Below are 26,485 nucleotides of genomic sequence, written 5' to 3' on the forward strand. Positions count from 1 at the left end.
CCGGCATAGCTCAGTTGGTAGAGCAACTGACTTGTAATCAGTAGGTCCCGAGTTCGACTCTTGGTGCCGGCACCATAAAAACAAAAAAGCCACTCAATGAGTGGCTTTTTTGTGTCTGAAATTTATCATCTGCGACTTATCGGCACTGGATATCACTGCAGTTTATATTCATCAATGCCGACGAGCTATTTATCTGCAAGCACCCTTTTAACCACCAATATAAACCCCTTTAGACTCTGGTTGAATTAAGGTCTTTCAAATATAGAATGTTAGCTTATACAAGCCAAACAAAAAGGCGACCTCAGGCCGCCTTCCAATATCACAGTCTTAGTTTACCTAATTAAAAGTTATAACGAACACCAACGGTAAACACATTATCATCTTCAAGATCAGTTTTTATACTGTTTGCTTTATAATCACCGTCATACATTGCATAGTGACCATAAACCATTGTCGATTTAGTCACCTTATAGTCAGCCCCCACAACAATTGAGGTAATGTTGACATCTGTTGTGTCATCATTTTGAATACCTGAACGTTTAGCATATAGCCCTAAACCCGCTTCATCTATAGCATATTCGGCTTTTAGGTTCACGCCATTAAGGTTATAGGCTAGGTTTACAAAGTATGAGTTCCCTTCAAGATTTGGCTTACTGGTGCTTTCAGAGTTTTGGAATAAACCGCCAATTTTAAACTCTCCAACCTTAAACTGCACCACGCCTCGATAAGCATCCATACCAGCAATGGCTTTGTTATAAGCGCCAGCAACATAATAGCTTTGTGCTTTCAGCTTCTTGTCACCTAGTGTTACACTCACAGCATACTGGCTGCCTTCAGATGCTTGATTATCTTCCATCAAGTATGTCGCGTTAATCGTCAATACGTCCGCTATTTTTGGTGAATAGTACCAAAAACCATCCGCAGAACGAGTTTGAGCGCCAACCAAACGGTCGATATCGGCATTTGAATTACCAAACAAGTCAATGCCACCTTCAGCCTGCTTGAATACCGTGTCATTACGGCCAACAAGAATAGTACCGGCATTGCCCTTAAGACCAAGAAACGTATTACGTGCTTTAAACACATCACTGTTAGTTGAAGTATTTTCTACTTGAAACTCCATTTGGTAAATGACATCGATACCATCAGCAATCTTTTCAGTGCCTTTAACTCCTAGGTGAGAGAAATTGTTTTCCAGTACCGTACCCTCTTTGGCTTCACGAGTGGTTAGGCCGGTGTCAGAGTTGGTCAGCGATAGATCTAAGCGGCCATAAAAGCTTGGCCCTTCGGCAAACGCGCCAAATGATGTTAGTGCAATGATAGATGAAACCGATGCTGCGATTAGTGATTTTTTCATAAGTAGTGCTCCCAATAACTTTGTTCTTTTCAATTTTTATAATTAATTGCCTAGCGTTAATCATTTGTTCAACGCCTTAATAGGTTTAATAAAACTTGTTTGAGGATTAAGGCTTAACGTCATTAACAGAATTAAGCCCTCATTTGTGAACTGAGGGCTTTTACCTCAAAAATTAAGCCTTACTTTTTGGTTGACTGCTGAGTTGAATACTTAGCGGCATTTTCACCAGCCATTCTGCCGAAGGTAACGATGTCAGAAATGGCATTCCCACCTAAACGGTTAGCACCATGAACCCCACCAGTGACTTCACCTGCACCATAAAGACCAGGAATCACTTGTTTTTTAGCGTTAAGAATTTCAGATTTAGAATCAATCATCACACCGCCCATGGTGTGATGAACACCTGGGGTAACTTCAATCGCGTAGTAGTTACCTTCATTCAATGCACGTGGAAGGTTTGGACGTTCGAAGTCAGTATCTTTGCCAGCTTTAACAAGGCTGTTATAGCGAGCAACCGTTTCGGTCAAGGCTTTGCCATCGATGTTCTCTAGCTTACCAAGTTCAACCAGTGAGTTAGCAGAAGGTGCTACACCTAGGCCGATGTATTTATCAATTTTGCTGAGTGATTTACGCACTGAGTCATCAAAAATTAAGTAAGCTGTTTTGCCTGTTTGGTTCAAGATAGCTGCAGCAGCTTTGTCACGAGTGGTGATTTCGTTGACAAAACGTTTACCTTCGCGGTTAACTAAAATAGCGCCATTACCACGAACCGCTTCAGTTACCATTACGCCACCTTTAACCGATAACGTTGGATGAGCTTGGATATATTGCAAATCTTTCATTGCTGCGCCAGCATTACCCGCAACATCAATGCCGTCACCTGTGGCACCTGGTTGGTTAGTAGATACAAAGCCTTTTAACTTAGGATCTAGCTTGGCCACACGGTCATTATTTTTACCAAAACCGCCTGTTGCCAATACAACTGCGTCAGCTTTTATCCAGTAATAGCCTTTATACATGCCTTTAACCAGTAAGCCTTTAACATTGCCTTTATCATCTTTTAGAATTTCAATTCCGCGAGTATTTAATCGCATGTCGATATCACGTTTTACGGCATTATCGTAAAGCACTTGAATCACATGAGCACCAACACCTGCGCCACCAGTAGGACGATGTGAACGGTTTACTGACGCGCCGCCCATACGACCAACGTCGGTCAAATCAGCGCCCATAGCGGTTAACCAATCAACTGAGCCCTTAGAGTGAGACGCTAATACATCGACTAATTCAGGGTCATTTAAATCACGGCCCCCTTTCATGGTGTCTTTTACCATCAAGTCAACGCTGTCGGTGATGTCTTTAGCTTTTTGCTGATCGGTCCAAGCTGCGTTCATACCACCAGCAGCTAACTTAGCATTACCACCAATAACCGGCTCTTTCTCAACTAAAATGACTTTTGCACCATTGTCATGGGCAGAAACAGCTGCAGAGAAACCAGCACCACCAGAGCCAATAACCACAACGTTAACAGTATCTTTTGGCGCAGCAGCTAAAGCGGCTTGGCGATCTGATTTGTCTTTCAATAACTCTTCTATGCTTGGCTCATTACGTTGCCATTTTTTGGTGAATGGCATATCAAAATCAAAGCTATGACAAGAGTCGCAGTAAACCATCGATTTTTCATGAGCACTGTGACAAGAAGTACAAGCTATTTCACCAGGAAAGTGGGAGGCATGAGCATTGTAGTGATCATGTTCAGTTTCTTTGGCAACCTCTTCCATTGTGCCGTGACAGGAAACACATTGCTGATTTTCAAAGCTTAAATTATCATTTGATAACTCACCATCTGGCATATGACAACTTTCACACTCTTGGTTTTCAGCGTGTAATTCTGCTAGATTGTCCGCTGCTATCGAGTTTGTCATCACCCCTGCAGAACCCAGAAGCGTGGCTATACACACTACTTTTTTGAAATTTTTCATATCACACCCTCATTTACTTAACTGCTTTGCAGTAATGCCGACAATCAAACGTGTTGCCGTTAATTTTTAACTTCACCGTTATTTTGAGGCTTAGGTTTACCACCAACAATCAAACAACAATTACTCGCGATAAAAATCAACATTCGTTCACAAGATGTAAATTTGCTCATGCACAAATGCATAGCTAAATTCATGGTTATGCAAAAATGCATGAGCGTGGGTTGCACCGATCACAATGACGGCAATATAGGCAATGACTTGTTGAAGTAACTGTATTTGCAACCCCAAATTTAAGCCTAAATAGCCACAGTGGTAACCCGCTTGAAAAAGCGAGAAACTCAGCACAGTTAAGCTGTATAAGCACATGCTAAGATGATGTTATGAAAAAACTTGTTAACATAATCTGCACATTAAGCTTATTTGGGTTTGCGTTTTTCGCACTCGCTGTTTGTGCGCAAGAAAATCAAACGATTGTTTTTGGGGTTCACTCAAAAACGGCACCACTGGAATGGCGTAATAATGGGGTTGATCAAGGTTTTAATGTTGAGTTAATGGCTAGAATTGGCCAAATCACCGGTAAACGTATCAAGGTCAGACGCAAAACATTTCAACAGTTACTTGCCGATGTACATAACCCTGACTCGCTAATTGATGTTATTGCTGTTGTCAGCCCTGTGACGGTCGAACGTGTGCTTAGTCAGTCTGATCCTATTTATGCAACCCATGCCAAGGCCTACACCCTCCAAGGCAAGTCATTTATAAATGGATGGCATGATCTTAAAGGAAAACGGGTCGCTATCAAAAAAGGCGCTTTTGTTGATATTTACATTTCGGGTCAAGCACAAGACTTCGAACGTGTCGATGTTGACCTTTACGAGACAGGCTTTCAGCTATTAATAAAACAACAGGTTGATGTTGTCATTGCTGAGAACTTTGTTGCACGCCGATTAATGCCTTTATACCCTTCGGTGCGAAGCTCAAGCGATCCTTTGATGTATGGTGCATTCAATTTTGTCAGCAATCATAAAAATGCCATGTTAATGGAGCAAATAAATGCCGCAATACGACAGCTAAAACTATCAGGCGAATATGATCGCCTAGTCAACAAATGGTTTGGTACAGGACGAGAAAAAGTTGACTTAAACTCGGCGCAGCAAAGGTTATTATCGCTTGCGATATTAATCAGCCTGATATCTGCGATAGGGATGATACTAACTGGATATATCAGCCTGAGTTTACGAAAGCGCACCAAAGCACTCAAGCTTGAACTTACTCAGCGTAAAAAAGCAGAAACCGCTATTTCGGAGCTATCGAAACAGTTCCAGGCAGTATTAGATGGTATTCCTCATGGTGTGACGCTATTCAACCGTGCTGGAGAATGCTTATGGAGTAACGACAACAATAATGATCTGCTTAATAATCCTGATTTTCATTACTTAGACGGACAGCCCTTTGACCTTAGTTCCACCTTGTTTGAAGCGATCAATAACAATAAATCCATTATTGCTGATATGGTAATTCATAAACAATATTGGCAACTTCAACTGCATCTTATTGGTAGTGAACAAGCCGTTATATTGCTTGAAGAAACGACCGAGCAACAGCAGCTTCGTCAAGCCAACGATGAAGCTAGCCGATTAGCTTCATTAGGTGAGCTATCTGCTGGTATTGCCCATGAAATAAATAATCCGACGGGTATTATCGTGCATGCTATTGCCTTTATTAATGATGCTTTAGCTGATCTTTCTGTTGCCGCTAATCATTACCAACAACAAAATCCATTTTGGAATATAGCGGGCTTAACGCCGACTCCCGCCATGGACGAATTAAAGTTGAGCGGCCAGTCTATTATGGACGGTGCTGAACGCATTAGTCGCATTGTCTGTGATTTAAAACGCTACGCCTTACCCACAGTGTCTGATGAGTATCAACTTATCCAGCTTAACGAAGTCGTTCAGGCATCTTTACGTTTAACGGCAAACCAAATAAAAAACTTAAAAGTGGTGACACACTTACAAAACCCAAGTCCTACTATTAAAGGTGATGAGCAACAGCTAAATCAGGTACTGATTAACCTAATTCAAAACGCTTGCCACGCGATTGTGTTGGATGCAACGACTTATGATGACCAGCACCTGTCAATTAGCACCAGCATTGAACAGCAGTTTGCATGCTTAACTGTAACCGATAAAGGTCAAGGCATGGACCAAGCAACTCTTCAACGAATTACCGAACCCTTTTTTACCACTAGGCGTTCAAGTGGCGGTAGTGGCTTAGGGTTATCTGTTTGTAGTCGGATAATTAAACAACATCAAGCCAAGATGCAGATTAAATCGCGTATTGGTCAAGGCACAACTGTTATTATTCGCTTTCCTTTGGAGTCTGAAACGTGAAATTAGCCAGAAACATTTTACTTGTTGATGATGAGGCACCTTGGTTACGCACTCTAGCCATTACCCTCAACCGTTTAGTACCCGAGGCAACAATTGATACCTGCATTGATAGTCGGCAAGTGATTAACCGACTTGAAGTAGGTGACTATGCATTGGTGCTATTAGATCTCACCATGCCATTTCACTCAGGTGAGGAGCTACTGGAGAGTATTCGCAACACATCGCCTTACACTCGAGTGATTATCGTTACCGGTGTTAATCAGGTTGATACGGCTGTGCGTTGCATCAAGCATGGCGCTTATGATTATTTTATTAAGACCGACAAAGTTGATGATCTTGCTAGAACAGTACGCCAAGCATTAGAGGTTGTTGGTCTTGAGCGCAACTATCTAAGAATTAAACAAAGCTTTTTAAGTAAGACATTGAATCAACCTGAGGCGTTTGATAATTTTTTGACCTGCGAGCCTGCCTTGCTCGACCAGTTTCGATATTTTGAAGCAGTAGCACCCAGTCCTGAACCCATTCTAATTCAAGGTGAAAGCGGCACGGGTAAAGATGAATTTGCCAAATCAGCCCACTTACTTTGCTGCCCACAAGCGCCATTTATAAATATCAATCTAGCTGGGATAAGTGCATCAGCATTTGAGTTACAACTGTTTGGCAAAATCAACACCTTGGAAGATGGCCAACTATGCGCCCAAGCGGGGGCGTTGCATCAAGTTCAATCAGGTTTACTTTACCTGAATGAAATAGGTGATTTGCCAATAGAGGCGCAAGCAAAACTGGTGGATGTCATTGAACATAAACAATACTACCCAATTGGCAGCGACAAGGCCTACCCAGTGATGTGTAAAATCATCACTTCCACCCAACATGACTTACTCGCATTAAGCAAAGCGGGAAAATTTCGCAATGACCTTTTGTATCGTCTTCGCTCACATACCATCAAACTGCCGCCATTAAGACAACGTAAACTCGACCTATTTATGTTAATTAATCACTTTATTACCCTTGCAGCAGAAGAAATGGATCTGCCTAGACCTGAGCAACCCAATACCCTCGCCTCGCAAATAGCCGAATATGAGTTTCCCGGTAATTTACATGAACTCAGAGGAATGGTGTTTGATGCCGTCAGTCGCAGTGATGGAATTAAGCTCAATATCAGCCCCTTTATGGAAGCCAACAACTTAACCAAAGTCGCAGCAGATAATACCGCGCAACTGACGTTTCCAAAGGAGTTACCTACGTTGGCACAAATGAGTGATGCATTAATTAACGAAGCGATGAGCCGTACGGCAAATAGTCAAACTGTTGCAGCAAAAATGCTAGGAATAAGCCAAAGTGCATTAAGCCGCCGTCTTAAACATGAAAAGTAACCAAATTGATTTGCAAAACAGCATTACAGAGGTAGGGTGAGAGCGCAAATGCTTTTCGTTCAATTAGTGGGAGTTTATTAAGCGAATATCAACCGCATGGACGCGGATGTTAAGCCATCATGGATGATTTTACGGCGTTTCGTTTAATAAACCTTAACAATTTACATAAAAACCAATCACTTATGCGGTAACCATGATTACAGAGGTGCCAAACAAGGTTAATCATATGCTCAGGTAAAATCTATTCGCTGGCTTTTATCGGATACAAAAAAAGAGAGCCGAAGCTCTCTTTTTTACCCAAAACGAAAAGTCACTCAGTTTACTTCCAGCTTTTCATCTTATGGCCTTTTACAGCATAAAATAAAATAAATAGATAACATGGGATCATCACTAAGTAGCCGCCTTGCATGCCAAGGGAGGTTGCTGAGCTGGTTAAGCCCCAGAATACTGGGCCAAATGCGCCACCAGCAATACCCATGATGAGTAGTGCTGAACCTGTGCTGGTTAGTTTACCCATACCAGATAAGGCTAACGGCCAAACTGCTGGCCAAACAATTGCGTTAGCCAAGCCTAAAAAGGCAATTAACAATAAGGTATCTGGCAGTTGTGCGCCGCCAAATGGCACTAATACAGTGTCAGAAATAGCCGTTGAGCTGCTATCACCAAATACAATACCAAAGGACAACACCACCCCAAGTATGGCGCTAATAAGTAGCGCATTAGGCTGAGATATAAACCGTGGAATACAAATAATCCCTAAGGTGTAACCCACTACCATGCATATCATGGTGTATGAGGTCATCACCCCATAGTTTTCAACCCCTAAGGTGAGTGCATACGTACCAATAGTATCGCCAGCGATTACCTCAACAGCCACATACACAAACAAGGCCACCACCCCAAGGGCTAAGTTGGGTTTTGCTAGTGCCTGTTTAATTTGACCTTTACTGGTGCCCTCTTCTGCTTCGTCTTGTTCAAGCTCTGGTAGCGGTGATTTCTTAACAGCATAGGCTAAAATACCAATGAAGATTGCCATGCCTAAATACGGCAGAATTAAGCTGTTAGCCATTTCATCAATTTGAACCTGACTTAGGGTGGTGCCGACGCGATCTTTAAAGCTATCAAGGATTAATGCGGTAAACACCATAGGAGCAATAACACCCGCGCCTTTATTCAAAATCCCCATAACACTAACGCGTGCTGCAGCAGACTCTTCAGGGCCTAAGCGAACCACATAAGGGTTAACAGCGGTTTGTAATAATGTTTGTCCGGTGCCCATAACCAGTTGCGCGAGTAAGAACAAAGCAAACACTTGGGTTTTAGCGGCTGGAATAAAGAGTAAACCCGCCACCATCATCACGCCCATACCCAGCGCCATACCGTTTTTATAGCCCACTTTACGGATGACCCAAGCTGAAGGTAGTGCGGTAAAAGTTACTGCAATATAAAAAGAGAATAGAATTAGTGACGCTTGAAAAGGGCTTAACTGAAGGATTTGCTTTAGATATGGCATTAACGAACCATTAAGCCAAGTCGCAAACCCTAATACGAAAAAGAGTATTGCCACAATGGCCATGGGCACTATGCTGCTTTTTTGCTGACTATTATTCATTGTTGTTTCCATAAACCCTGCTTCTTATTGTCATTGATATTTCAGCACTGACTTACTACTAGTGCCCCATATGAGTCTTATTATTATTGAGTTTTTATCAACAATTTGACCTAGCAATGTTGCTGCAGATCATAATCGTTGTGCATTTCATGTTAAAACATAAACACAGCAAAGACAACGCTGTCATTTCATTAACAACTAAACATCATTGATCACACCACAAGCCCCAAAATAAATCTTGCATGCAGTTCTTAGTGACAGTCCATAGTGACAGTTCTAATAAACAGCTCTTATAAACAGTTCTTAGTGACAGCTCTTATAAACAGCCTTTAGATGCGAATAAAAATTTTACGTTGATAAAGCCACAATAAAATTAGCCATTGCACTGTCAGTAAGCTCAGTACAAAGAGTAATGGTTGCCAGTCTGCTGGGGTGGCGCGAATAAAGCCGCCCAATAAACTATTGGCTAAGTATTGCCAATTAACCAGACTAGATGCGATATAGATGATGATGGCATTAGTGCCAATCACCACAAAAACAAAGGCCCATTTGTGCCATTTAAGTACATCGATAATGGCGTAAAAAATGGCGAGCAAGATAATACTCCAACCACTGGTTACCAACACAAAACTGCTGGTCCATAAGTCTTTATTGACCGGAATAATCAAGTCTAATAGCCAGCCTAATGACAATAACGCCGCACCAATAATCACCATACTCAAGACTTTTAGCCATTCACCCCTAAGCCCCCATAAGGGCGGCTTGGCTTTAACAATATAGTGACCGACAAACACACCGATTAAGCCATTTACCACCGCAGGCAGTGTGGATAGCACCCCTTCAGGATCTACGGCTCTATTTTGATATGCGCTACCAGGTAGCAGTATTGAATCCACGTAAGCGTTAATACTATTTTCGGCGCTAAAGCGGGCAAAGGTTTGGCTTGTTTGATTAACAGCTGCTTGAGCTAATTCTGGGTTTTGAACTAGCCCAGAATATAGCGTGAGATCGGGATAAGGAAGATATAACTGAATAAGCCCATAGCCAATTAATAGACTAATGGCGACAATAATTTGGGTTCTAAGGCTGGTATGCCACACCAACATCGCGCCTATAAACCATGCAAAACCAATACGTGCCAACACACTGGCATAACGCACACTGTCGGGATCTGCAGGCATACCAACGCCCCAACCATGATTATAAAGTACCCCTAAAAAAATAAGTAAACCAAGGCGCTTTATAGCATGACGATACAAGGGCAGCCGCTGCTGCATTGGTAGTTTATCTAAGCGTTTTGGTGACAGGCCTAAAGCCACACCGGAGAGGAAAATAAACAGCGGGAATATAACATCATAAAAGGTAAATCCATGCCATTGACTGTGATGCATTTGGCCGTCAAACCAATTCCACCCAGCCCAGCCGGTTAATATAAATAATCCAGCAAATAGGCCCTCACCGCCAAGGATCCAAAACATGTCAAAACCGCGCAGGGCGTCCAATGACATTAATCTTGGCTTCAAAGCGGTTTTAGTCGACATACATTAGCCTTTATCGCATCGGCTAAAAACCACATCGCCATTAATATAGGTTTGGTTAACTTGATAACGCAAGTTATCGTTTGCATTAGCAGCTAACAACACTAAGTCTGCGCGCTGACCTACGGCTATGGTGCCAAGCTTAGCTTGCTGTAGATACTGCGCTGGATATAACGATGCCATTCTAAGGGCTTCTTCATAACTGAGGCCAAGCATGCTAACCGTATTGTTAACTGCGCCAACCATATCAAGTACGCAACCTGCTAGCTCACCTGATTTGGCATTGAGCCTATCACCTTGACGTATGACCTCGGTGCCAAACAGTTCAAAGCTGGCATCATCATCCTGTCCCACCGGTGGCATAGCATCGGTTACTAACATGATTTTGCCTTGGGGCTTAGCTTTAAGGGCAACTTTTGCAGTCGCACTGTGAACATGGTGGCCATCGACAATCAATCCGCACCATGCTGCATCACTTTCTAGCGCTGCGCCCACCATGCCCGGCTCACGAGAGCCAAAGCCTGACATGGCATTAAACAAATGTGTAAAACCGTTAGCGCCAGCATTTAACGCCGCCAGCACAGTGTCATAATCGGCATTTGAGTGACCTAAGCACACCTTTACGTCGTTAGCGATTAAGGTTTTTATCACCTCAACTGAGACATTTTCAGGGGCTAAAGTGACCACTTTTATACCAAGATCTTGTCGTGAAAATATCGCCAGTTCTTCATCTGAAATACTGCGAATAAACGATTGTGGATGCACGCCTTTTTTAGGCACACTTAAATGTGGCCCTTCAAAGTGAATCCCTAACACCCCTGCAGATTGCAGCTTAATAGCCTCGGCAACGGCATCAGCGGCTTGCGCCATCACCTCAACTTTATCGGTAATGAGCGTCGGCAGAAAACCGGTCGTACCAAATTGAGCATGTGCTCGACCTATGGTCTCAATACAATCAAGGGTTGGTGCGCTATTAAACAGTGCCCCGCCGCCGCCATTAACTTGAACATCAACAAACCCTGGCACTAACGTGCCTTGTAAACGCACTTCTTTCGCATTCGATACTGAATCTAAGGCGATGATGTGGCCGTCTTCAATAGAGATCACCGCATCTTGATGAAATTGCTGTCCATCAAAAAAACCGTCTGCTATTAGGGTTTGTCTCATAATGTTCTCTTTATATTGCGTTAATCTTTAACTGCTTACTTCTTAATGCTCACAGTCGAGTCAAACTTATAGTGTTTGGGTGACTTTTTTCAAACCTTCTGGCTGATCTGGGTCAATACCACGGGCAACAGCGACGGCGGCTACATCGATATAAAAACGTTGTAGCAATGCTAATGGCGCAACACGCGGGTGTATTTCAGATGATGTTTGATTTAAATGCACCAAGTCTGCGCCACGTTGTTTTACGTTTTCTATTTGCTCGATATGGCTTTCATAAGACTCATCATTAATGCAGGCATCGACAATAGCCAGTTTCTTTTCAACTAAAGTCACCGGCCCATGTAAAAACTCAGCGCTACTGAATGACTCGGCATGAATAGAGCAAACCTCTTTCATTTTAAGGGCGATTTCTTTGGTTACCGCATAACCTAAACCACGGCCAAGCACCACAAGGTTATTAACCCCAGCTAAAGACTCGGCGGTTAATTGCGGCGCTGCGTCAACGGCGGTTTGTAATGCAGCAGGCATTGAATCAACGGCTGCAGCTAACGACTCACTTTGGGTCCACTCAGCAGTTAACTGCACAATGGCTGATAAAGTCGCTAAGTAGCTTTTGGTCGCTGCGACGGCTTTTTCTTCACCCGCTCTAAGCGGTAATACCACATCGACAATATCTTTAATTGGTGCTGTTTCATCGTTGACTAATGCGACACAAAAAGCGCCGGCTTCTTTAGCCATTCTCGCTTGAGCCAATATATCTGGGCTACGGCCTGATTGTGAAATAACAATCACTAATCCGCCTTCAAGTTGTAAGCTTTTACCATAAACACTGGCAACTGATGGCGCTGCAGCAAAAGTTGGAATGCCCACTTCAATTTCAAATAAGTATTTAGCAAATACCCCTGCGTGATCTGATGAGCCACGACCAACAATCATCACAAACTTTGGCTTAAAACTACGTAGTTTTTCACCAAGCTCTTTGGTTAAGCCAGCATTAGCAGCCAGTTGCTCAGCGATTTTCTGCGGTGCTGAACGCGCTTCACGTTCCATAATTGTATTTGTCATCGAGTTAACCTTAATTTATGTTCAAGTTGATCCATTGAGGTATCAAGTTACTGAGCAGTGCATGGCGATGAATTTATCGTTGACACTGAAAATTTTAAGCAAGTTCAAGATAATTTGGCGAGTTACAGACTCTTGCCGTTATCTGCGGCAAACTGTTGCTGCGCAAACAAGATAGCGCCGATTTCTGGTGGTGATAGCGCTTCAGCCACTTTGCTAGCCACATCAATGTCTAACCAATGTAATAATGGCTCTGCTAGGCCGCCAATCATCGAAAAACGACTAGGATGAATGGCAAATAACTTTCTGGCCATTTCACTAATATAACCCGCTCCCTGTTGCACAATATCAGTGGCAACCTCATCACCATTGTCGGCGCATAACAGCACAATACGAGCTAATTTGGCGTAGGTGCTTGAAGACTGTCCGGCAAGATGCTCGACAATGCCCATGGCATCATCAACATTAAAGTGTGCTAGTAATAATTGTGTTAGTGCGGTGTCGGCGGCAAAGCCGTCTAAATTCAGTAATACATGCTCAGCGGCTTTTTGGCCTAACCATGCGCCACTGCCTTTGTCACCTAATGCAAAGCCATGGCCGCCAATTAATAAACTTTGCTCGCCTACATGGGCAAAGCCACAAGAGCCAGTACCGGTAATAATCACGGCACCATCATCGCCGTTGTGGGCGCCAATACAGGCAGTATGTAAGTCTGTGGTGAGGTACATTTTGGCAAACGGGTGCTGCCAGTTGTTCACTTGGTCAAACAAACGCGGCACATTCACGCCAGCGAGGCCGACACCGGCGATTAACTGCTGAGCATAGCTTGGTGCTAAGTTTGCATCTGCCAAGGCAAGCTTGGTTGATTCGATAATTGAATTAAAAGTTTGTTCTAGTCCGTGAAGAGGATTAGCTCTACCTGCTACACCAGTGCCAATTACACCTTTTTGTGGGCAAAATATGCTGGCGCGGCACTTACTGCCACCACCGTCAATTCCGATATAAAGCTGTGATTCATTTTGCTGATTAACGCTCATGACATCCCTCTTGTCTCTATTACCCAAGCCTTTTATAACTGATTTTTATAGGCTCTTTTGTAAGTTAACTTTATGTTACACCACAAATGACAGCGTTGTCATTTACTTTTTGTGGTGTTTATAAAACAAACAGCGAAGTAACTATTAAAGCTCTGATTTATATTGATTTTAGCTAGGTGATTAATTTGAAAGTTTTGGATGTTTTGCTGATTTTCTTTTAAAAAAGGACGTTAACCATTCGATTAACGTCCTTTGTATTTAGTTAACTGCGCAGCAATAAAAGCCAGCTATAAAAACAACGAGCGCCCTTTGCGTTTTCCTGATGCGGAAATTGCTCTTATCTCAATATTACCTGATACCTTTACCGGAGCTTGGTATTCAAGCCATGATGCTGTTTCAGCAGCGTTATTGTCACTCTCTTCACTGAGTTGACGATACTCAATCTTAAGCCCTGGAAAGGCAATATTGGCATAAAGCAGTCCAGCTTCAATTTTTGCCCCAACGGTTGGCACCCGATATTCAATGTTAGCCACATCTAACTTAGCCAGCTCTTTATGGCCTAAGGTATTAGCGATGTCATTCCATTGCTGTTGCTGCTGCTTTCGCATATCAGCAGTAAAGTAACCTGAGTTTTGATGATAAACCGCGCCTTGATACTGATATGGCACTTCCCACTTTGCTTTATGCCAAGCTTTTTCAGCTAGCATTAGCAGCCGTGGAAACATCATATATTCAGCGACTTCATCACTGCGAATAGTTTCACTCCAGATTTGACCTTGAATACCACTAAAGCCTTTACCTTGTTGTAATGGCGCTGAGGTCACCTTACCTTGCTCATCTTTTTTAACGCTATCGTCGGCGGTAAAGGGGTTATTTTCGATATCATTCCATTGTTCCGCATTCGCAGGTAAGTTATCTGGCATAAAACTAAACAATTTTTGGCTGTTTAGCGCTCGGGTCGCCCAGTAGTAACCATGCTCTTTAGGATCAGCCTCATAGGGGAAATCAAAGTACAACACTTCAGGGTTTGAAAGCACAGTATCCCAACCTAAATTGGCTTGGCTGTGGGCTCTTTGATAACCATGGTGTGAAATCACATCCCAAATGTTGGTTTGTGATTTAGCCGGCATATTGTCTGCATTAGTATGGCTCATACCATCGCTCCAACCTGCAGGTTCAATACCTTTAGCGCTGACCATATTGGCGACGCGCTCAATAAAATAAGCACCTAAATCATCGATCGATTTAACCCCTTTGTCATTGTTAGCAACAAAGTCTACGCATTGTGGTGATTGCTTCCACGCCCCTGCCGTTTCATCAGCGCCAATGTGGTAGCGTTTTAGCGGATGGCCTGCTTGTTGGTGCAATTTAGCAATTTCATCAATGACTTTATCGACAAAGTGATAGGTCGACTCCAAGCACACATTTAGGGTGTTATCGTTATAATACTGCACCGATGAATACACTGTGGTGTCGTTAGCATCTGTCAGTAAGTACTCATTAGCAGCATTATTTTCGCCACTTGCCATAAACTTACGGTAGCGGGCATCCATAGATTTTATCGCAGCACGTGAGTGACCAGGCATATCCATTGACGGGATAACCTCTACTTGGCGGGCGCTGGCATACTGCAAAATGTCTATATAATCGGCTTTGCTATAAAAACCATTTACACTGGCATCAGCAAAAGGGCCACTGCCCAGCTGGGGAATTAAGCAGGTGCTTTCGGTTAAATCATGGCAACGCTTACTACCAATATCAGTAAGCTCAGGTAAGCCATCAATTTCTAAGCGCCATGCTTCATCATCGGCCATATGTAGGTGTAATTTATTGAGCTTATAAGCTGCCATTTGATCGATTAAATCAAATATCAGTTGTTTACTGTGAAAGTTACGCGCGACATCAATGTGCATACCACGAAAATCATAACGCGGTGCATCATCAACAACCATAGTATTTATACTGAGTTCTCGAGTATCGATTAACGCTGCAAGTGACGAAAGACCATATGAAAAACCACTGTCGGTGGCGGCGGTAATGGTAATGCCGTCAATGGCCACCTTGAGCTGATAAGCGCCATCAATCCCTTGCTCGTCTGCTGTAACCTTGCTGTTTTTAACAAACGCTAACGACAAGCCTGTATCTGATTGCTTAACCCCAAGTCTCGCTAATCTCGACAAAGCTGCGGCAACTGCTGCTGAGTCAACTTGCTGGTAATTAACCTCAATACCTTGAGACAAATCTACCGGTGTATTACTTGATGTAACGCTAGCACTGAGCGGCGTTGGAATAATGCGATTAATGGCAGCCTCGCGATTAACTACAAGGGCATTATTGGCTTCAAATAACACCTCAGCACGGCTCCACGCTAAGTTATCGGTTGCGGTTCTGCGATATTGCCTTTTTTCATCCGTAAAGGCTTCAACATAGGGTCTAACTTCCATGCCGGTTTCTGCGTCAATACTTAATTGAGTGCTAGCTATCACGACAGGCTCTAAACCATCCACCACAATGTAATAGTTTGGCATTGGGTCAGTTTCAGATAATTGCCATAACTCGCCTCTAAAACCAATGCGTTGGGTTACGCCAGCGCTAAAGCCAGTGAATTGTTCGGTGGGGGCAATTTTATGTAAATCACCTTGTACTCGAGTGATACTAAACTGCGGATTTAACACCGCTTGTACTGGGCGCATTTGACTGAAATAAATTGCCCAGTCGGCATGGGGAATATTAACTGAACTGGTTAAATCAATTTCAGCGATAAAACATTGCTCATCAGGCTGTGTTGCTGAGCAACTTTCTTCAGGGACATTGGTCACCATGCGATAAGTGACTTTTAGATCTGCGGCAAATTGTTTTAGGCTTGCTTGAGTCCAAGCGCTATCAGCGGCTTGATTAGCCTTATGTTGCAGATCTGAACCATTAGCTGATTGAGCATCATCAGACGTAGAAGGAGCTGAAGAATACTGGCAACCCACTACGCCTATTGATAGTAATAATGCTGATGCAAGGATGGTCTTTTTCATATATTCCTCAATTTATCCCTAAATGATCATCTGATGAGATGCCGCGCGTTGACTGACTACTGACGTTAGCCTATTTTAGCTAAATTACCGCAGCTAATTTTTAGCGGCAACAGTATTTAATTGATTAAATTTATTAGTGTATTTAGCCTGTTCAATATCTATGTCTCGTTAACTGCTAGGTTTTATCCTTACTAAGAAACCGGCAAAAAAATAGCTGGGAACAAAAATTGTACCCAGCTTATACTCGTTTCTGGGGAGAGACTAAAAGTATAAATTAATGCTATTTCGCCCGACCGAAATAGCATTAAGGCATGGATAATAGGGACCTATAAATTATCCATGTCGACCTTAAAACAACGATTCACACACAAGCAATGACAACGCTGTCATTTAATAATCTACCGAATATAGAACGAGATTTCTACATTTTTTTTATGTTTTGACACAGGTTTGCAACAATAGACATTAAAAACAAATAATAACAGTGGCTTAATTGCTTAAATTAAGCTTAATTGGCTTAGTGATAACCAAGAATATTGGCATCTAGTGGTAAAGAAAGGATTGAATGAAGTGAAAAGCTTTAAGCAAAAGAATCTTATGCTAAATATGCTACTAATAAAAAAGGCATTATTTCAATATATGAAATAATGCCTTAATACGCGCGATACAATAAGATTAAGCTTTAGCCATGATCTCAGTGCGTGCTAGACGGTTAACTTGGTTTAACGATGCTAAATGACCATAGATAGGACCTAGTAAGCCGCGCTTTCTAAGTTCTAAGTAATCTTCATCTGACAATTCATTTAATTTAGCTTCATCAATTAAGTATAAGCCATTGATGTTGCGCTTCTCACCCGCTACATCAACCGTTAATGTTTGGGTTGTTAGTAACTCTTTTTCAGCCAAGAAACCAAGAATGTTGCGGCTTGCTTGATCTTGCTCAAAATGCGCAATTAAGGCTTTTTTGCGGTTTTCTAGGTAAGCTGACTCTTGCTCACCTTCAAATAATGCTTGGCCTTCAGTCTTGCTGACTTCAGCAGCAGATTCGCGAATACCAATCCATACTTTGTCTTTTACTTCTGGGTTAAGTACTAATCCAAGTGGATAGTCACGGACAACAGCAGGGATATATAGTCCTTGCCACTTGCCGTCTTTAATACTCAGGTTTTGACCAGGCTTAAGACCTAACATAGCAACAGCTTGGAATTCACCGCTATCAGTGTTTTTAACGAATACAATTGGGTATTCTGTAGCTGCACGAGCAATCTCATGCAAAGTTACTGGAACAATATGTTGATCTGCAACGTGTGCAAAATTAGTTGCGGTAATTTTTAAATCACCGTGCTTTGCGTGTTCAAGTAACGTAATTTGGTTAGACATCTTGGCTCCTTCAGGCGCTTCTAATCAATAATGATATACATAAAAATAGGGATTCAAATCCCTTTTGTTTTAAACTTTTGCTAGTAGATTAAAATAAAAAATCCCAAAATCTTTAGCTGATGACTTATTATAAAGCCCACTATCATTTAATCTGCAGCTTACGTTACCGTATCAAGCAATAAAGTACCACTAGCTATTCGCTGATATTTCACCTAAATCGTGCCAACTTTCATCTATAAGTATAAATTTCACTCAACTGGGTTCTAAGTTTATTAAAAAACTGTAGCTAAACCTTTTGTAAACCGTAACGGTTAATTTTATCAAGCAGTGCTCGATGCTCTGGTAAGTCTAGCGCCAGCTTGTGGCCTATTTGCTGTATTTTATTGGCCTGCTGCTGGGCACTTTTAAGGTACTGCGCCTCGAGCGACACGTTTTTTGTTTGATAATGCATCCCGTATAAGACATACAGGTAATTATCAATATTAAACACTTCGTAGCGTGAGAATAGATCATCGGTTATCGGGCTAAAGCTCTGCCATAATTGCAATTTTTGTTGCAAGGATTCAGGTATCGTTTCAGGCTTTTGATTATCTAACCAAAAATCACTGTCAGTTCTATCTGAAATGCAATAATGCAACTTAGCAAACTCCACTACTCGCTCCCACGCGTAACCTATAGTGTGATTAAAGCGCTCAGACAATGCTGGCATTTGTGCCAGTGTCTGCGGTAGTCGCTTAGCTAAGTAACCGGCGGCAAAATCAGTTAATAGTATTGAGGTTGCCTCGATTGGCTCTAAAAAGCCCTGTGCTAGGCCTAATGCAACACAGTTTTTTGCCCAAAACTGTTCGCGGTAGCCCACTTTCATGGGGATTTCACGATGGTGTAACTGGTTTAGTTTTCCGCCCAAATAACGGTTAAACTTTTGCTCAGCTTGTGCGCTTGTCATGTGGTTATCAGAATACACAAAACCAGTACCGCGGCGCTCTGGCAAAGCGATATCCCAAATCCAGCCTGCTTGATGCGCTGTGGCAATGGTAAAAGGGGCAATCGCTTCAGTAATGTCTGTCGGCACTTGGGCAACAATGGCTTTATTCACCAATAACTGATGGGATTTATCCACAAAGCCGACGTTAAGCTTTTTGGCTAACAAAATGGACTCAAAGCCACTGCAGTCGATATAAAAATCAAAAGCTAACTCGCCGAGCTTATCAGTTTTTAAGCGGCTGATATTGCCTACATCATCTATTGCGGCATCTAACACATTGGCTTTGATATGCTCAACGGCATATTTACTTGTGGCGTTAGTGGCTAATAATTGGGCAAATTTTGCCGCATTTAAATGATAAGCATAACTCACCGAGCCAGCGTATTCGGGGGTGGTGATGGATTTAGGTGCCTTTAATGCCTCACAAATATAATGCTGAGGTGAAACCATTGCACTATAAGCCATATCCTCAGTGGCGGTTTGGTTCCAAAAGGCGCTTAAGTCATCGCCTAATGGGCTTGGTACATCAAATAAGTGATGGTAGCGATTATCTGCGCCATGTTTGGTTTTATCGAGCCAGTTTCGAAATTGGATAGACTGCTTGAAGCTCACATCACACTGCTGAATAAACTCGGTTTCGCTTATTCCAAAGCTTTGTAATGACTGCCTAATCGCAGGTACAGTGCCTTCACCAACACCAATGGGCGGAATATCAGGAGACTCGATTAACGTAACGGACACATCAGCCAATGATTGCACCGCTTTACCAATATGATTTGCAGCAAGCCAACCTGCTGTGCCACCACCGATAATAACAATCTTCTGCACTTTCATATTACGCCTCTTAACTGTTAACTGTAGATAAGTCGCTAATTGGATTTTAACCGTATTTACCAGTGGAAAGTTAAAATCAAAAAGCCTAGCAAGTGCTAGGCTTTTTATGCTTCTAAATCAGATTAAAAACGTAAGTTTAAACCTAACTTATAACGAGCTTCACCTTCAAAGCTCCATGCTGGGTAACCACCTTTTAGCTCAGGCTTAACGTCAGCATCATCAGGTGCAACACCTAATTGAACACTGTCTTCTTCAAGTAAGTTAACTACTTCAAATGTGATACCTAAGTAATCAGTGATATTGTAGTTAGCACTTAAATCAAGTGTACCGAAGTCTTGATGTTCACGGTTACCGTAGAAACCTGGTAACTCACGCATCATGTATTCACTACGCCAGTTATAAGCAACACGTGCTGAGAAGTCATCCATCTCGTAGTAACCAACTAAGTTAACAGTGTGCTTAGAAGAGTCAGAAAATACGCTAACTTGATCAGGGTAGTTCTCAGCTGCAGCATCAGAATCAGCAAAGGTATAGTTAGCAGAGTAACCAAAGCCGTTGTCAAAACCATCTTGGATTTGCAGCTCTATACCTTGGATTTGACCGCCAGTACCATTTTTCTTCGTTGAAACAGTCCAGTTATCTTCACCTGAATTAGGATCAACAATACCAATGCTTTGATCTAGCTTCTGCTCTGAGGTGATAAAAGAGCTGATATCTTTGATAAAGTAAGAAGCACTCATTAACCCGTCAGGACTGAAATACCATTCCACACCTAAATCAGCTTGAGTCGCTTTAAATGGCTCAAGGGCGATATTACCGGTACTAACCACTTGGTTACCTGCAACGTCATCGTTGTAACCTTGCAGTGCCGAAGCTGCAAACATATCAGCATAATTAGGACGTGAAATCACTTGTGATGCTGAAGTACGGATAATGACATCTGGCGCCACATCAAATGCAACGTTGATACTTGGCAATACGTCATTATAACTTGCATCTTTAGTGCTTAAGTTATCGGCATAAGTACCATCAGCTTGCAGCGCGAAATAATCAGATGATGCATCTGTTGATATATAACGTAAGCCGAAGTTACCGCGCAAACCGTCTGACTCAAAATTAGCCATTAAATATAACGATAGGTTTTCTTCGTTAATGGTGCCGTAGCCAGCCTTATATACGGTGCCTTCTGTCGAGAAACCATTAATTGCAGCCTTAGCATCACGTAACATGGCATCCATATCAGGCTTAGGTAAGGTATAACCTGCACCCGATGAAATTTGACCACTGTAATATGCTGATGCATCTTTTGCTGCTATATCAGCATTAACGATTGCAGGTAAAGTTAACATGCTAACATCATGATCTGCATAACGAACACCTGTTTTGAATGAGGTAATCGCACCTAAATCAGTCGGAATAGTAAAGTCTAATTGTGCGTAAGTTTCTTCATCTGAGTTTGGCTGCTTTTTAAGTGCCCAACCTGCAGGGGACAATTGACCACCAAAGTCATCTGCGGTGAAGTTTTTATTAGCAACATCTATTTTGATGATTTCACCAGTCGCATCATAAGTACCAGCATAATCAGCAGCGGTACCTAACCAGAAACCATAGTTAGAAGTTAAATCAGTACCACCTTCAGACTTGGTGTTACCCACACGACCTTCTACTTTAAACATGTCATTTTCGTAATCGAAATTGAAATCGTAAGTATTTGAGTCCATGCTAGCTTGGCGCGCCCAAGTTTGTGCCCAACCTGGGTTTTCACCATTACCATCACGGCGATAGAAAGTACAAGTGCCTAAAGAGTTACGCTGTTCACACGCTTCGTCTTTATCATCTGGGAACATCACGAATAATGAGGTATTTGCGTTGTTCGCTTTCATGTCCAGACTCATAATGTCTAAACCGAAATTTAAATTATCTGTTGGACTGTATTGGAATGAACCGTTAATAGCAGTACGTTCACGCTCTTGTTCAAAAGTCGTCGGAACAATATCACCCCAACCAATTAATGACTCAATACCATTGCGTTGATAAGTTGTTTCTGAGCCAGCTGCAGAAATTAAGAAACCAAAGTTCTCATCTTCATTTTTCCAGCTGTATAGGCCTGATAATTCAGGATCTGTTTCTTCAGAAATTGTACCGTAGTCGCCTTTAGCACTAAGGAATACAGTATTGGCATCTAAATCTAATGGCTTGCGGGTTTTAACGATAACCGTACCGCCAACACCACCTTCAGGTAAATCAGCCTGAGACGATTTATATACTTCAATTCCACCGACCATTTCTGATGGTAGTAAACTGTAGTTAAAGCTTCTGTCAATTGACTGTTGATCGTACCAACCGGTAGATGCAACTGAATGGCCGTTTAATAATGTACGAGTCAAGCTGCTAGAAGCACCACGAATCGAAACACCTTGGCCTTGACCAAATTGACGGCTCACAGCCACACCTGGTATACGCCCTAATGACTCACCCACGTCACCATCAGGAAATTTACCGATATCTTCAGCCGTTACCGCATCAACAACAGAGTTAGAAAAACGTTTATCATTAACTGAAGCCTTCATCGAGGCACGCATGCCTTTTACTTCAATTTTTTCGATATTTTCTTCTGTAGTTTCAGCATCTGCTGCAAACGCAGCAACTGAAACCATACTGCCAAGTAGGATAGCAATGTTAGTTGCTAAAACATTTTTCTTAAAATTAATAGGTCGCATCTTCATTTCCCTTCCATAACTTTATTATCGTTTTTGGATACATAACCATTCCAATCGGAATGACAACGCTGTCATGTCTAGAGCAAACATTACACAATATTTAACAGTCTTGCCACAACAAAATAACTTTATTGCAGACAAAATGTGCAAAGCCAGCTTATATAAAACAGACGTAAACACAATTAACGAATAAAAATCAGACACTTAAATGTTGACGATGTTTGTATCAAATTAAGAACAAATAGACTTTAAAGTGAACTCATCCAACCAGAAAAGTAATTCGAGATTGCCTATTAGGATAAAAATCAGCACTATTAGAGTTAAATCGGCTTAGCTTTTGTTTTTACCTACAATATTGATAACCTTCATTTGGGGATGATTGTTATCAATATAAATACAATGCTAAGTTCATCGCCTGAGTTTAAGAGTTAACAAATAATGAAAGTAACCATAAATGATGTTGCCAAACATGCTGGCGTATCAATTAAAACCGTTTCACGGGTCACCAATAACGAATCGTCAGTCAGACAAACCACGGTCGACAAGGTCAATGCAGCAATTAATGAGCTAAATTATCAACCTAACTTAGCAGCAAGAAATCTAGCAAGCACAAAATCCTATGTTATTGGTTTTATTTATGATAACCCCAATGCTTATTATATTATTGATATGCAGAATGGTATTCTTTCTGCCTGCCAAGATAAAGGCTACGAGTTGTTGATCCACCCTTGTAATGCTACCTCTGACACAATTTGTGATGAACTAACCAAAATGGTCAAACACTCTCGGCTATCGGGTTTAGTGCTCACCCCGCCAATGTCAGAAGACCCGAAGATACTTGCAGCACTTGATGAAATAGATGCTAATTATGTAAGAATTATTGCAGGCGAAAGCACTGATGCAGAAAATGGGCTTACTGTACTTGTCAATGATAAACATGGCGCTTTAGAAATCACCCAACACTTAATTGATATGGGTCATAGTGATATTGGATTTTTAAGTGGCGATCAGCAGCATGAATCAACCAAAGAGCGTTTAGCAGGGTTTAAAGATGCCCTTGAGCACAATAATCTTAACGTGAATAACACCTGGGTTTTGGATGGTAAATACTCTTTCGAATCTGGGGTAGAAGGTGCCAATAAATTGATTAACTTAACCAAACGGCCTACGGCAATCGTCGCCTGTAACGATGAAATAGCTGCAGGGGCTTTATTTGCTGCGCGTTTAGCTGGGCTTGATATACCAAAAGATTTATCCATTGTAGGATTTGAGGATAGCCCCTTCTCCCGACAGACTTGGCCCAAATTAACCACAGTGCATCAACCAAACGTGAAAATTGCCAAAGTCGCCACTGAACTGTTAATCGCCAATAGCAAAGAAACGACTGAGAAAAAATCGATGGTATTTACGCCTGAGCCGGTTATTCGGGACTCATCAAGCAAACCATGATGGCAATAGTGAGCTTATAATTTATCCCCAATAAAAAAGCCTCAATAAATTATTTATTGAGGCTTTTTTAATTTAATCTATTGTAGATTAAACAGCATCTTCGTTTTCTTCGCCAGTACGGATACGAATAACACGTTCAATATCGGTTACAAATATTTTTCCATCGCCGATTTTACCCGTACGAGCAGTATCAACAATAACCTCAATGGCTTGGTCTAATTGCTCATCTTGAATAACAAGCTCGATTTTTACTTTCGGTAAAAAATCGACCATATACTCAGCACCACGATATAATTCAGTGTGACCTTTTTGACGCCCAAAGCCTTTCACTTCAGAAACCGTCATGCCTGTTATACCTATTTCAGCCAATGTTTCACGCACATCATCTAACTTAAAAGGCTTAATAATGGCTTCTACTTTTTTCATTTATCCACTCCATTCACAGGCAACACGGTATATAAGCTAATCTACTATTACATAAATTTTAAGCTATATCGTTAAAATACAATACTATTTATTATACTACGCTAAAGCGCTTTAAGTTTCTGTAGCTATTTTACGTTAATTTTAAAACGTGCTTTTCGTGCAATAAATCAATCCCTGTCTATACTCTACTTGCGCTGCAGGATGCGGCATTTAATAAACAAGGATTGTTAGATATGAATATTCACTATTATCGTCGTGGCTTTAATTTAGTCGAGTTAATGACAACAGTAACCGTTGCCAGCATATTATTGGCCATTGGTGTACCCGCCTTAAACTCAGTTCAACTTCAAATTAGAGCTAAAAGTAATATCAGCACTATTCAACACTCACTTAAATTTGCTAGAAACATGGCCATTAACTACGGTGCAAGGGTAACTGTGTGCCCATTAGTTGATGAAAAATGCAGCACTGACTGGCGGTCTGGATATACCATATTCTTAGATACTGGTATATCAAATCAACTTGATACTGAAGATACTATTCTAAAGCAAATAAGCCCTTTCCATGCCAATGATATTGTTCAATATAATCGTAAAGCTGTACGCTTTTTACCAGATGGCCTCGCTTCAGGTACGAATGGAACCTTAACTTATTGTCCTGAAATTCATACAAGTCCTTATTCGAAGGCTGTAATTGTAAATCAAGCTGGCAGAGTTCGATATTCAACTAAAAAACTTATAAGCTGTAAAAAATAAAATAAGAATCAAGTTTGTTAATTGTTAAATTGAACTAGCGATATAACTTCAGCCTGTATCCTTAATGCTTCTATTTGTTATACTCTGAGTAAGCAATATTAAGGAGACAAAATGAAGCTGCGATTTAGTAATGGATTCACACTCGTTGAGCTTATGGTAACGATAGCTGTAGCAGCAATTCTGCTAGCAGTTGCATCACCATCTATGGTTTCACTATACGAAGGAAATCGTGCGCGAAGTGCGATTGGTAATATAGAGACCGCTTTTTTACAAGCTCGAAGTCAGGCGATTAGTTATGGCATTCAAGTTACTATTTGCCCCTTAGTTGGAACAAACTGCAGTACCGATTGGAGTGGAGGTTACAGCATCTTTATTGATGCAGCCCCAATTAATAGTCTCAACACTGATGACCTGCTAATAATAACTCAAAGCGCTATACATAGTAGTGATTTCATTAAGTCATCAGCAAGCAGTTTTACATTTAACCCCGACGGTATGTTAAATGATACCAATACAGGTTCAATGGTATATTGTCCTGGCGATACAAACAGTGCTAATTCTCGCGGAATTTCTATCGGTGTATCTGGGAGAGTTTCAGAATTAACAGGAAGTGACTGCACTTAAGTGACCACTGGTAGTTAACCAGTGAGCACTTATTCTTTATTAGTGGGTGATACTCTGTTCCCGCAGCCTATTTATTTTCTTATTCTTAAATGGCTGCCCTTCTCCTAAACATTCAAACACACGTCTGACAGTCATGACTCTATCTGAACCTTCACGATTAGATTTAAGCGTACTGACTTGTTGAGTTAATAGTGCAGCTTGGTTTTCAACAGCCTCCGCTGAAGACCAATAAAAAATTGCAATATCATCACCATTTGAGGTGTTAATATGGCAATAATAGTATTGGCTCGTTTCCGCTTGAGCTCCATGAGAAGCAAATAATAAGCTTATTGACAGAACAAATATATTAAATGAATTTTTCATTACCAGCATTCCTCCGGAGACCTAATACCTGAATCAGTTAATGTAATAGAAGCGCATGCTGAATCTCGAGTTGCTTGCACACCTTGTGCTGTAGCACTAATCGTTAGTACTCCCGCTGCAATGGTAGAATCTATCGCATAAAAAGTATTCTCTACCAGCCAAGGGTCAGCATTGAGTCCAAGTTTCGTCATATCAGTTGTATACGACCGATTATCTAAATAATATTGCTCTTGCCTATTCGCTACAGCCATCAAACCAGCAAGACCGTCTGCCCTTGCGCCTTTTGCTATAAAGCCTGTATAGCTTGGATAGGCAATTGAAGCAAGAATACCAATGATTACAACTGTAATCATAACTTCTATTAAAGTAAAACCTGTCTTTTTCATTTCACTGTTCATC

At 41.6% G+C, this 26,485-nt stretch carries 19 protein-coding genes; 5 read left to right on the plus strand and 14 right to left on the minus strand.

Annotation, left to right across the window (positions count from 1 at the left end; translation table 11 throughout):
* Nucleotides 1-340: 340 nt before the first annotated feature.
* Entirely contained in the window at nucleotides 341-1,357 is a 1,017-nt protein-coding gene (locus tag Q4546_RS14705) for a porin (protein ID WP_303446490.1), read from the minus strand.
* A 179-nt stretch (nucleotides 1,358-1,536) separates the two neighbouring features.
* Nucleotides 1,537-3,339, minus strand: a complete 1,803-nt coding sequence (locus Q4546_RS14710; RefSeq protein ID WP_102519275.1) for a flavocytochrome c — start codon at nucleotides 3,337-3,339, stop codon at nucleotides 1,537-1,539.
* Nucleotides 3,340-3,719: 380 nt separating this feature from the next.
* On the opposite strand from Q4546_RS14710, the gene Q4546_RS14715 reads away from it, so the two are divergent.
* Nucleotides 3,720-5,732, plus strand: coding sequence for a transporter substrate-binding domain-containing protein (locus Q4546_RS14715; RefSeq protein WP_303446491.1), 2,013 nt, complete (start codon nucleotides 3,720-3,722; stop codon nucleotides 5,730-5,732).
* Complete coding sequence (locus Q4546_RS14720) at nucleotides 5,729-7,108, plus strand: sigma-54 dependent transcriptional regulator (RefSeq protein ID WP_102519278.1); 1,380 nt, start codon at nucleotides 5,729-5,731, stop codon at nucleotides 7,106-7,108. The genes Q4546_RS14715 and Q4546_RS14720 overlap by 4 nt, the downstream gene beginning before the upstream one ends.
* Nucleotides 7,109-7,427: 319 nt before the next feature.
* Here the strand turns inward: Q4546_RS14720 and nagP are convergent, their stop codons facing one another.
* The 9 genes from nagP to Q4546_RS14765 all read right to left on the minus strand — a co-directional run bounded on the left by nagP (nucleotide 7,428) and on the right by Q4546_RS14765 (nucleotide 22,469).
* The gene (gene nagP / locus Q4546_RS14725; protein ID WP_102439184.1) at nucleotides 7,428-8,732 is read right to left on the minus strand and encodes an N-acetylglucosamine MFS transporter NagP; all 1,305 of its coding nucleotides are present in this window, start codon (nucleotides 8,730-8,732) and stop codon (nucleotides 7,428-7,430) included.
* 317 nt (nucleotides 8,733-9,049) lie between these two features.
* Nucleotides 9,050-10,261: an acyltransferase family protein gene (locus Q4546_RS14730; RefSeq protein ID WP_102475639.1), complete on the minus strand. Its 1,212-nt coding sequence runs from the start codon at nucleotides 10,259-10,261 to the stop codon at nucleotides 9,050-9,052.
* 3 nt (nucleotides 10,262-10,264) lie between these two features.
* Nucleotides 10,265-11,425, minus strand: a complete 1,161-nt coding sequence (gene nagA, locus Q4546_RS14735; protein ID WP_303446492.1) for an N-acetylglucosamine-6-phosphate deacetylase — start codon at nucleotides 11,423-11,425, stop codon at nucleotides 10,265-10,267.
* Between the two features lie 66 nt (nucleotides 11,426-11,491).
* On the minus strand, nucleotides 11,492-12,490 hold the full coding sequence (nagB-II, locus tag Q4546_RS14740; protein WP_102475637.1) for a glucosamine-6-phosphate deaminase NagB-II: 999 nt from the start codon (nucleotides 12,488-12,490) through the stop codon (nucleotides 11,492-11,494).
* Nucleotides 12,491-12,612: 122 nt separating this feature from the next.
* Nucleotides 12,613-13,524: an N-acetylglucosamine kinase gene (gene nagK, locus Q4546_RS14745; protein ID WP_102439188.1), complete on the minus strand. Its 912-nt coding sequence runs from the start codon at nucleotides 13,522-13,524 to the stop codon at nucleotides 12,613-12,615.
* Nucleotides 13,525-13,811: 287 nt separating this feature from the next.
* A complete protein-coding gene (locus Q4546_RS14750) occupies nucleotides 13,812-16,550 on the minus strand; it encodes a family 20 glycosylhydrolase (protein ID WP_102519283.1) in 2,739 nt (912 codons plus the stop codon).
* Between the two features lie 675 nt (nucleotides 16,551-17,225).
* Entirely contained in the window at nucleotides 17,226-17,930 is a 705-nt protein-coding gene (locus tag Q4546_RS14755) for a SapC family protein (RefSeq protein ID WP_102439190.1), read from the minus strand.
* A 286-nt stretch (nucleotides 17,931-18,216) separates the two neighbouring features.
* Nucleotides 18,217-19,749 carry a tryptophan halogenase family protein gene (locus Q4546_RS14760; protein ID WP_102439191.1) on the minus strand — a complete coding sequence of 511 codons (1,533 nt, stop codon included), beginning with the start codon at nucleotides 19,747-19,749 and terminating at the stop codon, nucleotides 18,217-18,219.
* 122 nt (nucleotides 19,750-19,871) lie between these two features.
* A complete protein-coding gene (locus tag Q4546_RS14765; RefSeq protein WP_303446493.1) occupies nucleotides 19,872-22,469 on the minus strand; it encodes a TonB-dependent receptor in 2,598 nt (865 codons plus the stop codon).
* A gap of 438 nt (nucleotides 22,470-22,907) precedes the next feature.
* Between Q4546_RS14765 and Q4546_RS14770 the strand changes: the two genes are divergently transcribed.
* Nucleotides 22,908-23,918 (plus strand): LacI family DNA-binding transcriptional regulator, encoded by a 1,011-nt coding sequence (locus Q4546_RS14770; RefSeq protein ID WP_102475634.1) that lies wholly within the window; start codon nucleotides 22,908-22,910, stop codon nucleotides 23,916-23,918.
* A gap of 87 nt (nucleotides 23,919-24,005) precedes the next feature.
* Here the strand turns inward: Q4546_RS14770 and Q4546_RS14775 are convergent, their stop codons facing one another.
* On the minus strand, nucleotides 24,006-24,344 hold the full coding sequence (locus Q4546_RS14775; protein ID WP_303446494.1) for a P-II family nitrogen regulator: 339 nt from the start codon (nucleotides 24,342-24,344) through the stop codon (nucleotides 24,006-24,008).
* A 233-nt stretch (nucleotides 24,345-24,577) separates the two neighbouring features.
* On the opposite strand from Q4546_RS14775, the gene Q4546_RS14780 reads away from it, so the two are divergent.
* Both Q4546_RS14780 and Q4546_RS14785 read left to right on the plus strand, forming a co-directional pair.
* Nucleotides 24,578-25,099, plus strand: coding sequence for a GspH/FimT family pseudopilin (locus Q4546_RS14780; protein WP_303446495.1), 522 nt, complete (start codon nucleotides 24,578-24,580; stop codon nucleotides 25,097-25,099).
* A 111-nt stretch (nucleotides 25,100-25,210) separates the two neighbouring features.
* Nucleotides 25,211-25,723 (plus strand): GspH/FimT family pseudopilin, encoded by a 513-nt coding sequence (locus Q4546_RS14785; protein ID WP_303446496.1) that lies wholly within the window; start codon nucleotides 25,211-25,213, stop codon nucleotides 25,721-25,723.
* Nucleotides 25,724-25,762: 39 nt separating this feature from the next.
* Here Q4546_RS14785 and Q4546_RS14790 read toward each other — a convergent pair whose 3' ends face one another.
* Nucleotides 25,763-26,086 carry a TapY2 family type IVa secretion system protein gene (locus Q4546_RS14790; RefSeq protein ID WP_303446497.1) on the minus strand — a complete coding sequence of 108 codons (324 nt, stop codon included), beginning with the start codon at nucleotides 26,084-26,086 and terminating at the stop codon, nucleotides 25,763-25,765.
* Nucleotides 26,086-26,472 carry a type IV pilin protein gene (locus Q4546_RS14795; protein WP_303446498.1) on the minus strand — a complete coding sequence of 129 codons (387 nt, stop codon included), beginning with the start codon at nucleotides 26,470-26,472 and terminating at the stop codon, nucleotides 26,086-26,088. Before Q4546_RS14795 ends, Q4546_RS14790 begins: the two co-directional genes overlap by 1 nt.
* Nucleotides 26,473-26,485 lie beyond the last annotated feature (13 nt).

This window comes from Shewanella sp. 4_MG-2023 (genome assembly GCF_030548015.1).
Classification (GTDB): Bacteria; Pseudomonadota; Gammaproteobacteria; order Enterobacterales; family Shewanellaceae; genus Shewanella.